The following is a 12,848-nucleotide window of genomic DNA, read 5'->3' on the forward strand; positions in this document are numbered from 1 at the left end:
GGGGTTACGGTGCTCCCAGGCGATCCGCCGCCGCCGTGCGACCCCGCGGTGCCTGCGCACGCTACGGCCCCGCCAATGGTCGCGCCGTCATCTGCGCTCGTTCCGAACCAACTGCCGCTAGTGCTCGGGTTCGGAGTGCATTTCGGTTCGGCGCGCGCCGTTGTTGTAAACGAAAGGCCCGACCACGCCAGGCCGGCGGCGACCAGCCATATTCCCAAACTCCGGATCATCTCAGTGCCTAATCGCAGCCATCATCCAGTGGCCGCCCTGCCACTTGAGATAGAACTGGTAGACGCCCGAAGCACCGGTTGCGGTGCGAATGACGGACCCGGCCGATGAGACAAGTGACTCGTCAGCGATGTTGAGGTGGGCGCGGATGACTTCGGTGGCACCGTTAGTTCCGTCGTTCTGGTCCAGCACCCGAAAGGTGATTTGGCTGTGCGAGCCCATCCAGTGACGGTTCTGCGCAGCATCGTGGTCGATCTCGGCAATGAGGTTCTCTTGGCAGGTCTTGCACGCAGTCAGTGAGAGTTGCTTCAGGGCAGCTGAGTTCATCGACTTCGAAGCCCAGTCAATAGCGGCCACGTAAAAGTCGGCAAAGGCAAACGCGCCAGCGGGGGTGTTTGTCTGGCCTACTGCGGCGAGGGTTGGCGGGGTTTCACCTGGCTTGATGTCCGGGCCGGTGGTCGGGAAGGTCGGCAGCGCGGCCGCCGTCGGTGCCGCTGACGTAGTCGGCGCGGGCGATGACTTCACCGGTTCCGGCGAGTTCTTCTTCGAGCACCCGGCACCCATCAATACAAGCGTCAGCGCCGTCGCTAAGAACGCGACCTTCCTCCCCATGCCGGATACCCTCTCATGACCAGCATCAGCTCGGCATCAGCTTTCGCCAGACTGTGGATAACGTCTCTCCGGCGAGCCCGCTTATCTCCCGAAATCACCGCTTGGAGCGGCCCAGACCGATCAATCCGGGTGAAAAGCGAACGTCAGCGGACGCCAGCGGGCACCAACGGGCACCACGAAACGGGCACACTGCGGCCGACGACGACTTGGTGCGGGCGAACAGGCACGACGACGAGCCCGCAGGCGAGACGAGACTGCCCCAGCAGCCGAGACGGTTGCTGGGGCAGTACTACGAAACGCGCGCGCCGTGCAGAGATCAGCTAGATGAGGTCGGCGGTCCAGCCGGACGGCTCGCAGCCCGTCGACGAGGGCGGCGTCCGGCCGGCGCTGCCACCGGCACAACGATCGGCTCGACGACGGCAGCGGCTGACTCGGAGTCGGTCGACTCACTCGCCGAACCACTGAGGTGTTCCAGAGCGACGGTCGTGCCAAGATCAGCCGTCGAATCACTGACCCAATCGACGGCCACATTGAAGCTGGAGCCGGTTGGGCCGGAGTCGGAACCACCGTTGACGCCGTGGCCGTTCAGTTCGTGCTCGTAGCCATTCGCGGCTGAGTCGCTTCCCACTGGCTCGATGTCTTCGGCCGCGGCCGCGTCGACGTCTAACGACGCCTCGTAGGAGACCGCGTCGCCACCATCGAGGATCTCGTCGGCCAGCGTCGACTCATCGGATGAGCCGATCTGGGCCGAGATCGGCTCAATCTCGAGCGAATCATCGAAATCATCAGCGGATTCAGCGTGATCGTGTCCGTGATCGGCAGTTCCACCGGCGTTGAGCACACCGGCCATCGCGGCCATTGCGGTCGCGGCGGCGCGGCGCTGCTCCTCGGTCATCGGCTCGGGCAGCTCGATCGACTCGGCGGCGGCGGCACCCTTGCCTCGGCTACGGCGGCTCTTGCGCTTCGATCCACCCTCGTCGACGGCCTCGACCGCGGCCGAGGAGATACCGACCGGCTCGCTGTGCACGATCACACCGCGTCCCTTGCAGTGCTCGCAGGGCTCGCTGAACGCTTCGAGCAGGCCCTCGCCAACCCGCTTGCGGGTCATCTGAACCAACCCAAGCGAGGTGACTTCGGCGACCTGATGCTTCGTCCGGTCACGACCGAGGCATTCGGTCAGGCGTCGCAACACCAGATCGCGGTTGCTCTCCAACACCATGTCGATGAAGTCGATGACCACGATGCCGCCGACGTCACGCAGGCGCAACTGGCGCACGATCTCCTCGGCCGCTTCAAGGTTGTTGCGGGTGACCGTCTGCTCGAGGTTTCCGCCGGCCCCGACGAACTTGCCGGTGTTGACGTCGACGACTGTCATGGCCTCGGTACGGTCGATGACCAGCGAGCCACCAGACGGCAGGTACACCTTGCGGTCGAGTGCCTTCGTCAACTGCTCGTCAACCCGCAGGTCTCCGAAGAGATCACCGGTTCCCACGTACTTGCTGGCCCGCTCGGCGAGATCCGGAGCGACGTCGTTGACGTAGCCCGAGATCTCCGACCAGGCGCGGTCACCCTGCACCACGAGACGGTTGAAGTCCTCGTTGAAGACGTCTCGCACGACCCGGATCGCCAGATCGGGCTCACCGTAGAGCAGAGTCGGGGCCGACTTTGGTGAGGCGGCCTTCGCCTGAATCGCCTCCCACTGCGCCTTCAGACGTTCGACATCGTGGGTGAGGTCGGCTTCACTTGCCCCTTCGGCGGCGGTGCGGACGATGACGCCGGCATCCTCGGGGACGATCTTCTTCAGGATCGACTTCAGGCGAGTGCGCTCGACGTCGGGAAGTTTGCGGCTGATGCCGGTCATCGCACCATTCGGCACGTAGACCAGGAAGCGGCCCGGCAGCGAGATCTGGCTCGTCAGGCGAGCGCCCTTCTGGCCGACCGGATCCTTGGTGACCTGCACGAGCACCGTGTCACCGGAGCTCAGCGCATTCTCGATCGCCCGGGACTTGCCGTCGATTCCGGCCGCGTCCCAGTTGACCTCGCCGGCGTAGAGCACGCCATTGCGCGTCTTGCCGATGTCGATGAATGCGGCCTCCATGCTTGGCAGCACGTTCTGCACGCGACCGAGATACACGTTGCCGGCGTAAGCGGTGCTGGAGGCGCGAGTGACGTAGTGCTCGACCAGGATGTTGTCTTCGAGGACGGCGATCTGAGTACGGTCGCCGAGTTCACGCACGGCCATCACCCGGTCCACCGACTCACGGCGAGCCAGGAATTCGGATTCGGTCAGGATCGGCGGCCGACGACGACTGGTGTCCCGGCCGTCACGACGGCGCTGCCGCTTGGCCTCTAGCCGCGTCGAACCCTTGACGCCCCGCACGCCATCGTCGTCGGAGGCGTTGTTGTTGCCACCGCCACGGGTGTTGCGGACGTGCACCACTGTGTTCGGCGGGTCGTCGGTGTCGCTGGCCTCCGCCGAGTCATTGGAGCCATCGGCCGAACGGCGGCGACGGCGACGGCGACGCGACGACGTGCTGCCGCCGCCCTCGTCACTCTGCTCGTCGCCCCCAGTTGAATCGGTCGCCTCGGAGGGGGCGTCGCTCTGCGACGTCACATCGGCGTCACCGTCCGTGCCCTCGACACTGTTGTCATCGCTACTGCCCTCGGCACCGGCCTCGGCCCCATTGCGTCCGCCACGGCCACGACGTCCACGACGGCGACGGCGACGGGCTCCGGTCGCCTCTTCAGCCGCGACCTCGCGGGCCTCTTCGGCGTCGAGGACCTCGACGGCTTCGAGGCCACCGGCGGCGTCAAGCGCCTCGATGAGTTCCTCTTCGGAGAGTTCCTCGTCGACGTCGGTGGGCGGAATCGGGTGCTCGGCCGCCGGGGAGGTAGCGGCGGAACTGCTGCGGCGACGGGTGCGGGGGGCCGGAGCGATCGCCTCGGACGGCGGCACGAAGAGCACCGACGGAGCTACGAAGGCCGGTGCGGCGACGGCTGGCGGCAGACTGTCTGCGGCATCAGTGTCTGAAGCTTCAGTGGAGGTCGAGGCGCCAGCCGCCCTGGATGACCGGCGGCGAGGCGGCCGAGTAGCTGCGGCGGGTGCGGCCGGTGCAGCGTCGGCTGGGGCGTCCGGAGTGACATCGACGGCGCTGGAGACATCAGCCGAAGTCTCGGCCTCGGGTGCCTTCTTGGACGTCCGGCGGCGCGGCGTCTTCACCGGCGCGGTCGGGGCGGTCGGGGCGTCGGATGCCGACTCGGCGCTGCCGGTGTCAGCAGGAGCCGACTCGACAAGCTCGGGCTGGGCGGCCTTCTTCGGTGAGCTCTTGCGGGCCTTCTTGACCGGCGGGGCAGTCACCTCAGCCCCGGACGATTCAGCAGTGGGCTCAGCCGAAGTTGCGGCGGCCTTGCGCGGGGTGGACTTGCGGGGGGCCTTCCGCGGTGCGGGGGCCGTCGTCTCCAACGAGTCTGAAGCGCTTGCGGTCGACTCTGTGGGGTTTTCTGGTTCGGACATTTACTTGTGTCACTCCTTCTCACCCCCGGGCGCAGGCACTCGCACAAGCGAATACTCGCGGCCGCACGGAGGCGGTTCTGGCAACCGGTCCAGTTGGGCCGACTGCAAAGTCTGCGGGCGATCTTCCCGTGGGTTCGCGGGTAGATCGTTCAAATCAAAAAGCTACGAATCTGACTGTCGCGCTGCTCGGTCTGCGGCGAGCGGATCGCCGATCACACCTGATTCATCGAGTGGTCCCTGCGCCAGCCGAACCGCCAACGGCGGCAGAGCAAGGGCGAGACCCGCGACGGATCGCAAGGCGGCAAGTACATCATCGGGGCGCACGGCAGGGGTTTCCTGTCGTACTACCAGTGCCAGTATCGCACGGTTCTCGTCGTCCGGCTCCGCAGGCGCGCCATGCACGGTCGCAGCGAGCACGGCTCCTCGAGCATCGATAGTGCGTCGACCGTCTTTTGTGAGGCGCTCCACGGGCACCTCGGACTCGGCCAGAAACGCCTCCACCGCCGCACGGGCCTGCGTCTGGGTCACCCCGGGGAGTTGAATCTCCCAGCTCGAGGCCTGCATCTGCTCAGCCAGTGAGCCACCGGCGGACTCGACGGCCTCGACGATGTCCAGGCCGTCCGGCAGCGCCTCGTCGATGCGGGTGCGGACCTCCTCAACCTCCATGCGGGTGGAGAGACCGATCTCCAGGTACTCCGCTTCACTGGCCACGCCGGTCGGCGCGGCGCCGAGGTAACTGATCTTGGGATGCGGCGAGAAACCGGCAGAGTAGGCCATTGGGACATTTCCCCGCCGGAGCGCACGTTCAAATGCTCGCGCGAAGTCCCGATGCGAGGTGAACCGCAGCCGACCTCGCTTGGCGTAGCGCAATCGCACTCGCTGCACGATCGGCGGTGGCGGCGGACCCTCTGGGACGCGACGAGCCATATTGTCAGCCTGTCCCTAGAGTTCGCTGAACTTCGCGGTGCGCCGCACGGTGACCGGCGCGGTGTTGTCGGCCGATCGGGTGGTCGAAGGCATTTGGCAAGTCTCGCAGCACCCACACCGATACCTCCAGAGGGGTCAACGGCGCGGGTGCCGCGCTCGACTTGCCGCGCTAGTGCGCGAACTGGGTGATGGCGAAGATGACGGCTACTGCGGCGGCCACGGCGGCCAGGATCGCCAACGGCTCCCGGGCTCGAAAAGCCCGAGCCGTGAGCAGAACCGGCAGCACGCCGAGTACAGCGATGTGCGCTTCGACCGCGAGGAATGCATAGACCGCGCAGACTGCCAGCGTGATGGCGGTGAACTTGTTCCGCTGCAGCAGTCCGGTCGCGCTCTGCTGTGCATAGTTCTGCTGCGCGGAGGTCGCGACCGGCGGCGCGTAGAACCCGCTCTGCTGCGGTTGGGCGGGCTGCTCAGAGAAGATCTGCTCGCCGTAGACCGGCTGTCCACCGTAAGTGGGTTGGACTCCGTAGGTCGACTGCTGGACATGGGGCGCGCCCTGCAACGGACGAGTGGAGTCACTCCACTTGCCGCCGTCCCACCAGCGCGCTGCCGGCGCTCCGGCCGGATCCGGGTACCAACCGGGCACTATGTTCGTCACTATTTCTTCCTCCCTTTGCTTCGACGCACTCGAAGCAGTCTCGCGATCGTACGGGCGACCCGGAGCGACGTCGCGGCGATTTAGGTCACACGGTCGAGGGCGTTCCCTCACCCCCCGACAGCCCTTCCCGACGCGCCGAAGTCAACTTGACATTGTCGAACAGGCATTCGAATATTGAGGGGTGCTGGATGTCGCGATTCGCAGAGTAGACGGCGAGACCGTCATCGATCTGGGCTCGCGCGCCGCTCCCCCGTTACCGGTACTTCCGGCTCTGGCCCCTCTGCTCCCGAACGGTCTCCGACGCGGCAGCACCGTCAGTATCACCGGTTCGGTCTCCCTGCTCCTCGCCGTGATGGGGGCGGCCTCGGCCGACGGGGCCTGGTGTGCGCTGGTCGGCATGCCGCACATCAGCGCCGAAGCGGCCAGCGAATACGGCATCGAACTCTCCCGTCTGGCGTTCGTGCCCTCCCCCGGAAAAGGCTGGACCACAGCGGTCGGGGCGCTGCTGGATGCGGTCGACGTGGTGGCCACTCGCGTGCCGAATCGAGTCGCCGACGGCGATATCCGCCGTCTCAGTGCTCGTGTCCGCACCCGAGAGGCCGTCCTCCTCCCGTTCGGCACCACTGCGAGTCGCCCGGCCGGCCAGCCCGGGGCGGGCAGCTCACAGTGGCCCGGAGCTGATCTCCGACTAACCGCAGAGGGGAGCGAGTGGCTCGGGATCGGCGAGGGGTACGGACGGTTGAGGCAGCGACAGCTCGCGGTCACGGTCCAGGGACGGGGCCAGGCCGCTCAACCTCGTACTACAACGCTTTGGCTACCCGCTCGGGGCGGCGGTGCCGAGGCTGGTTCCTCCACGCCGACCCCTCTCCCGCTGCCCGTCGGGGTCACCGCGGCCCCGCTACCGGCTCAGGCCAGTTGAGATGGCCGTCGATGTCATCTCTGCAACCAGGATGATCGCCATCTGGTGCCCCGACTGGCCGGTCACCGCCGCTCAGTTGGCGGCCGCCGACGCCCGGCGGCCCACACTGGCGGTCGATCCGACGGAGGTGCCAGCGGCCGTCTTCACCGCAAACCGAGTGGTGGCCTGTTCGCACTCGGCTCGGGAGGCGGGTGTACGCCGGGGGTTGCGCCGGCGCGAAGCCCAGGCCCGCTGCCCAGAATTGACTGTGCTCACCCGCAACGAGGCCGCCGAGGCGCGTGCCTTCGAGCCGGTGGTGCTGGCTCTGGAGTCACTGGCTCCCGGTGTCGAGGTCACCCGTCCTGGCCTGGCGGCGATCGGCGTCCGTGGTCCCACGCGCTACTTCGGCGGCGAGGCCCAAGTTTTGCATGTGCTCTCCCGCTCCGTCGCTGAACTGCAGCAGGCGAACGCCGGCATTGGTGTCGGTGCAAATCTACTGCTGGGCGTGGCCGACGGATCCTTCGCCGCCGAACAGGCCGCCCGCCGCGCGCTCATCGTGCCAGCCGGAGAATCTGCTGATTTTCTCGCACCATTGTCGGTACGCACTCTCGATCCATCCGGCACATCCGCCTTGGTCGACCTTCTGTTGCGGCTGGGCCTGCGCACTCTCGGTGCCTTCGCCGCACTACCGCCTCGGGAGGTGCTGGCCCGCTTCGGGTCAGACGGCGCCTGGGCCCATCGCCAGGCCGGCGGCCGGGACGACCGTCCGGTGGCCGGACGACGGCCGCCAGCCGAGTTCACCGTCACCCTCGACTTCGAGCCCGCCGTGGACCGGGTCGACACGGTGGCCTTCAGCGCCCGAGCCAGCACCGAGAAGTTCGTTGCCGACCTCGCCGACAATGGGCTGGCCTGCACCTGCTTCGAGCTGCAGGTGTTGACCGAGAACGGCACCGAGGCGGTTCGCCGGTGGCGTCACGCCGGTGTATTGAGCTCAATAGACGTACTGGACCGGATACGTTGGCAGCTCGAAGGCTGGATGAGCACGCATGGCCCGAACTCCGGCGGTGTGACCCGCCTCTGCCTCGTCCCGCTCGAGACGGTTCCCACTGGCGCTCATCAGCAAGCGCTCTGGGGAGGCTCAGGAGCAAACGACGAGCGAGCGCACCGCGCGCTGGCCCGAGTGCAGACACTGCTGGGGCATGGGTCCGTACTCACCGCCGTGGTCCAAGGCGGGCGAGATCCCCTGCAGCGCACCGGGATGACTGCTTGGGGCGATGAACCCACGCCACTACGTTCCCCGGAGCAGCCCTGGCCCGGGCACCTTCCGGCTCCCGCTCCCTCTGTTCTCTTCGACCCGCCACGTCCGGCGCAGGTCCTTGACGTCACCGGGCGCCCAGTCACGATCACTCCACGCGGCACCGTCCCCAGTCCTCCGGCGCATTTGGTCATAGAGAAGAGGACTGTTGCGGTGACCTCGTGGGCCGGGCCCTGGCCGGTGGATGAGCGCTGGTGGAGCAATGAATCGGGTCGTCAGCTGGCCCGATTCCAACTGGTCGACGTGCACGGGCGGGCCTACCTGGTTGGCTGCGAAATGCTCAGCACTCGGCCCAGCAATGGTCTCGACGCTGCTCCCCGGAGTGGCTCCGACGGCGTTCGCGGTGCGGGCACCACTGGTGGCGTCAGTAGCACCAACGATGGCGCGAGACCCGGCGGCGGCCGTAGTTCAGATCGGATCGAAGCCGGAGGTGGCGAGGAGTTCACGGCACGCTGGAGCTTGCACGCCACCTATGACTAGCCAGAACGATCGTGATTCGCCAGAACAATCGGTGACAGCCAGAACAATCGCGTGATAGCCGGAAGGAGCGGTCCGAGGACTCGCACGGGATCGAATCGGATATGCATTTTAATCTCCTTCGGCGTGTCGTCGCGAGTTACGTATGGGGCAGTTAGATACTTGTGAGTTCTGTGATGCACTTGTGGTCTAGTGGGACTTGATTTACGTTTGGGGCGGTCGATCGGTACAGACGTCGATCCCCTCAGACCAAAGAGGCACAGTTTTGTCGCAGCTACTTGGCCCCACCAGCAGCCTGTCGTTCTTCGGACGCACCAACGAAGACGAGGACTCTCTTGAGCAGCAGTTGCTCATCGAAGAGGCTGGCGAGCCCGTCCCCGCCGTGAAGCGCTGGCGACGCCCGCGCCGCATTGCCGCGATCGTGGCGCTCGCGACTGCTTCAATCGCACTGGTTCCACTCACATCCGCCTCGGCTGACCCGTCGGCAAATGCTTGGTACCGGTTGCGCATGTGCGAGTCGAGCAATCGATATGACATCAACACCGGCAACAGCCACTACGGCGCATACCAGTTCGATCTCTCGACCTGGCGCAGCGTGGGCGGGAACGGCTACCCCAACCTCGCCTCGCCGGCCGAGCAGGACAAGCGTGCCCTGATGCTCTACCGCAAGCGCGGCTGGCAGCCATGGCAGTGCGCCCGCATCATTGGACTTACCAATGACTCAGATGCCCGGAGCGGACGCACCAGCGACATCACCGTAGCCAGCGACGGCAGCGTCGCGATTCCGGCCAAGAGCAAGGCGCCGGCTTGGCGAGGAACTCGCAACTACAACATCGGTGACTACAACTCCGTGATCGCGGCCTGGCAGGTTCAGATGGGCAAGCGGGGTGCACCGCTCGTTGGAACCGGCCAGTTCGGACCCAAGACTGTTGCTGCCGCCAAGCGACTGCAGGCACGAAATGGGCTACCCGTCACTGGCATCATCGGACCCAACACCTGGGCGCTCGCCTGGAACGGCAAGTACTAGCCCCTCCCCCCTCACTTGCCGAGTAGTCGAGCGCCCAGGGTTGTTCCTCTATCGGACCGGTGCCGGCCCATATAGAGGTTGACGTCCAGGTTTCTGCGCGCAATTCTCTTGCCAGGGTAACCGGCCGCGCGCATCCGGCCAGACGATCTGAAGCGCCTCCTCGCACGCTCCATAGATCTCGCGAACATAGATCAGGTCCATCGTGTCGGTCATCTGTATCACCTCGAAGATGACATCTGCCTTATCAACCAAGCCTGTCAGTCGACTACCGGCGGCAATCGGACATCCGGCGACGATCCCGTCTCCGATCGCGTTAAGAATCCGACTGGAAACCTCGGTCGACAGGCCATAGATCGCCAGCTCCGGATGCCCGAACGTCGTCAACCCAACGGTGTAGGCAAACGGCGGTCCGGGGTCGCCCGGACTTTCGGTTACACCGACGAGCGCCCAGCCGGTCGCGTCGATCTTCGACAGCAACCCCAGCATCGCCGTGTTCGCGTCGGCACCCTCGCACATCGTGCACATCTCAACTCCCTTGTTTTTAAAGTCTGTTACGGCAATCGGATGCGCCTCCCGCTCCGACCAACTGAACGTAGAGCGATGGTCTGACAAGAACGGGGTTGGCGAGTCGCGTCAGCCCGCCGCTGTGGATAACGCTGGGCGAAGCTCCTTCGCTGTGGATAGGCCGGGTGAATTGTCGGTGGGATGTTGTAGGTTCGCGGCGGGACCACTCCAGCCTTCTTTGATTGTGCGAATCACCTTATTTTTGTTGATGATTCGGGTTGTCATCGCTCACGTGTTCGAGTAGTGTCGGGGGCATGGTTGGAGGGCCTGAAGTCGACGCATCACCGAAAGTGGCTGCCCTGTTGGAGGCGGTCACGGCGGCGGTCGACACCCTGCTCGACGCCCCGTTGCCGTCGCTGACCTCCACCGAGCTGCTGGAACTGGTGCAGGGCTGGGAGACGCACCGCCGCCGGGAGGTCGCGGTGGAGCATCTGCTGCTGTCGGCGGTGATGGGACGAGGGGTGGCCGGTGAGTTCGGGTTCGCGTCCCCGCAGGCGTTGTTGGTGGGGGTGTTGCGGGTCGATCCAGGGGAGGCGAAGGCCCGGGTCAGAGCGGCGCAGGACCTCGGTCCGCGGACCGGTCTGACCGGGGAACAACTGGAACCGGTGTTCGGTGAGACCGCGGCCGCGCAGAAGACGGGGGTGATCTCGGCCGGGCATGCGAAGGTCATCACCACCACGCTGGACGGGTTGAGCGAGGACCTGGACTTCGCCCACGGGGCCCGGGTCCAGGCCGAGCTGGTGGCCCAGGCCCGCTGGTTCACCCCCCGAGACCTCGCGAAACTCGCCACCCGGATCGTGGCCCATCTCGACCCTGACGGCACCGAACCGTCTGACACCCGGCAGCAGCAGAACCGGGGGTTCACGTTGGCCCGGCGCCCGGATGGGATGGTCATCCCGACCGGGGCACTGACCCCGGCCTGCGGCGCTGCGTTGGAAGCTGTCCTCGACTGTCTCAGCGCACCCACCCCCGCGACCCCCGCCCCGGCCAGCGACACCGATGCCGGTGCCGGCCAGACCGGCACGACGGGCGGCGCGGCCGGCGACAGCGGCGGTGTCGGTGACGGGGTGGTGGAACGTGACTCCCGGACCCCGGCGCAACGCCGTCATGACGCGTTGCTGGACTCCTCCCTCCGACTGCTGGCCGACGGTGGGCTCCCACCCAGCGGTGGGGTACCGACCACGTTGTTGATCACGATGAGCGACGAGCAGTTCCGCACCCAGACCGGGTACGCCACCACCAGCCACGGCGACCTCATCAGCATCCCGGAAGCCATGACAGTGGCTGAGGAAGCCGACGTCGTGTCGGTGCTGCTCAACCCGACCGGTGGGGTCATCAGCCACGGCCGGCAACGACGATTGGCATCTCCTGCTCAACGGCTCGCGTTGTATGCCAGGGACCAGGGGTGTTGTTTCCCCGGCTGCACCATCCCGGTCCAGTGGACCCAGGTCCACCACCAGATCCCCTGGCACCGCGGCGGGAAGACCTCAATTCACACGATGGCCCTGCTCTGCGGGCATCACCACCGCACCTTCGAGCAACTCGGCTGGACCCTCACCATGACCAACGGCATCCCCTACTGGATCCCACCACCCTGGATCGACCCGACCCAACAACCCACCCGAAACACCCAACACCACCCACCCCCCATACCGATCGATGCTGCGCCGATCCGCGCGGATCGCGACTGCGACCTCGGCGGCGACGGCCCCCCACCGCAACAGGGATCCAGCCCCTAAAGGAGGCTGGCCGCGACAGTCGCGCCCAAGTCCCAGCAGGCGTCCAGGTCGGCCTTGGATGGCGCGCCGACCGTCAGCACCGGCTCGTGAACCTCTCTCCAGCCGAGGCCCTTCGCGATTGCCTGCACCCCACGCAGGGCGCCGGCGGTGTCGTTATTGCCATGAATGAAGCATCCGTACGGCGCGCCCACCTTCTCGGCCAGGGTCGGATAGTAGATCTGATCGAAGAAATGTTTCAGCGCGCCAGACATATAGCCGATATTTGCGGGTGTTCCGAGCAGAAACGCATCTGCCGCAAGCACGTCGACCGCCGTTGCCGCCAGCGCGGCCCGAACCGCTACGTCGACACCTTCGATCCCCTCCGCTGCGGTACCGCTGAGCACCGATTCGAGCATCCCGGCCATTGCGGGTGAGGTGGTGTGATGAACGACGAGCAGCAGTGGATTGGGCACAGGGCCAAATTAGCTCACGCCAGGCGCGTTGCCAGCGTCGATGCCGATGACCTAGCCTTCGACTTAACCTGGGGGTTATCGATCATGACATCCGTCCGATCTTCGTGACATCCGTCCGAACTTCATGACGCATCCGCAGCGTCAGCTAGCCGGTAAAGGGATGCGTCAGTACCGCAACTGCGGTGGCCCTTCTCCTGGCGGCAGTCTCCTGCAGCACGGTCTCAGGACTTCGTCGTCGGCGACTTCAACCCACGCTCCAGGCCGGTCAAGTCCAGTTACGCATCAAACCCGACCAGGACCGAACTGCGCTGGTGACGGCGACGCGGCCGACTAACCACCACCGAGTAACCACAACCGAGTAACCACCGCCGACCAACCACTCTTAGGGACAGCCGCGGAGCAGCGGGGCACCGAGACGAGCGCTAACGCTAGCGCCT

At 66.0% G+C, this 12,848-nt stretch carries 10 protein-coding genes; 4 read left to right on the forward strand and 6 right to left on the reverse strand.

The window, feature by feature from the left end; genetic code table 11:
* Nucleotides 1-231 precede the first annotated feature (231 nt).
* The 4 genes from CPH63_RS22465 to CPH63_RS19530 all read right to left on the reverse strand — a co-directional run bounded on the left by CPH63_RS22465 (nucleotide 232) and on the right by CPH63_RS19530 (nucleotide 5,939).
* Nucleotides 232-840, reverse strand: a complete 609-nt coding sequence (locus CPH63_RS22465) for a DUF6318 family protein (protein WP_157749664.1) — start codon at nucleotides 838-840, stop codon at nucleotides 232-234.
* A 316-nt stretch (nucleotides 841-1,156) separates the two neighbouring features.
* On the reverse strand, nucleotides 1,157-4,354 hold the full coding sequence (locus tag CPH63_RS19520) for a ribonuclease E/G (protein WP_096304431.1): 3,198 nt from the start codon (nucleotides 4,352-4,354) through the stop codon (nucleotides 1,157-1,159).
* Nucleotides 4,355-4,516: 162 nt separating this feature from the next.
* A complete protein-coding gene (locus tag CPH63_RS19525; RefSeq protein ID WP_096304432.1) occupies nucleotides 4,517-5,281 on the reverse strand; it encodes a TIGR03936 family radical SAM-associated protein in 765 nt (254 codons plus the stop codon).
* 169 nt (nucleotides 5,282-5,450) lie between these two features.
* On the reverse strand, nucleotides 5,451-5,939 hold the full coding sequence (locus tag CPH63_RS19530) for a DUF2510 domain-containing protein (protein WP_096304433.1): 489 nt from the start codon (nucleotides 5,937-5,939) through the stop codon (nucleotides 5,451-5,453).
* Nucleotides 5,940-6,120: 181 nt separating this feature from the next.
* Here CPH63_RS19530 and CPH63_RS19535 point away from each other — a divergent pair, with 181 nt between their 5' ends.
* The 3 genes from CPH63_RS19535 to CPH63_RS19545 all read left to right on the forward strand — a co-directional run bounded on the left by CPH63_RS19535 (nucleotide 6,121) and on the right by CPH63_RS19545 (nucleotide 9,656).
* Nucleotides 6,121-6,858, forward strand: a complete 738-nt coding sequence (locus CPH63_RS19535; RefSeq protein WP_096304434.1) for a hypothetical protein — start codon at nucleotides 6,121-6,123, stop codon at nucleotides 6,856-6,858.
* 16 nt (nucleotides 6,859-6,874) lie between these two features.
* Entirely contained in the window at nucleotides 6,875-8,632 is a 1,758-nt protein-coding gene (locus tag CPH63_RS19540) for a DNA polymerase Y family protein (RefSeq protein WP_371365038.1), read from the forward strand.
* A 262-nt stretch (nucleotides 8,633-8,894) separates the two neighbouring features.
* Entirely contained in the window at nucleotides 8,895-9,656 is a 762-nt protein-coding gene (locus CPH63_RS19545; protein WP_197704454.1) for a transglycosylase family protein, read from the forward strand.
* A 48-nt stretch (nucleotides 9,657-9,704) separates the two neighbouring features.
* Here CPH63_RS19545 and CPH63_RS19550 read toward each other — a convergent pair whose 3' ends face one another.
* A complete protein-coding gene (locus CPH63_RS19550) occupies nucleotides 9,705-10,181 on the reverse strand; it encodes a DUF4262 domain-containing protein (RefSeq protein WP_096304436.1) in 477 nt (158 codons plus the stop codon).
* 293 nt (nucleotides 10,182-10,474) lie between these two features.
* On the opposite strand from CPH63_RS19550, the gene CPH63_RS19555 reads away from it, so the two are divergent.
* A complete protein-coding gene (locus CPH63_RS19555; protein WP_096304437.1) occupies nucleotides 10,475-11,959 on the forward strand; it encodes an HNH endonuclease signature motif containing protein in 1,485 nt (494 codons plus the stop codon).
* Here CPH63_RS19555 and CPH63_RS19560 read toward each other — a convergent pair.
* Nucleotides 11,956-12,363, reverse strand: coding sequence for an NAD(P)H-dependent oxidoreductase (locus CPH63_RS19560; protein ID WP_096305298.1), 408 nt, complete (start codon nucleotides 12,361-12,363; stop codon nucleotides 11,956-11,958). The genes CPH63_RS19555 and CPH63_RS19560 overlap by 4 nt on opposite strands.
* Nucleotides 12,364-12,848 lie beyond the last annotated feature (485 nt).

Origin of the sequence: Jatrophihabitans sp. GAS493, assembly GCF_900230215.1 — a bacterium.
Classification (GTDB): Bacteria; Actinomycetota; Actinomycetes; order Mycobacteriales; family Jatrophihabitantaceae; genus MT45.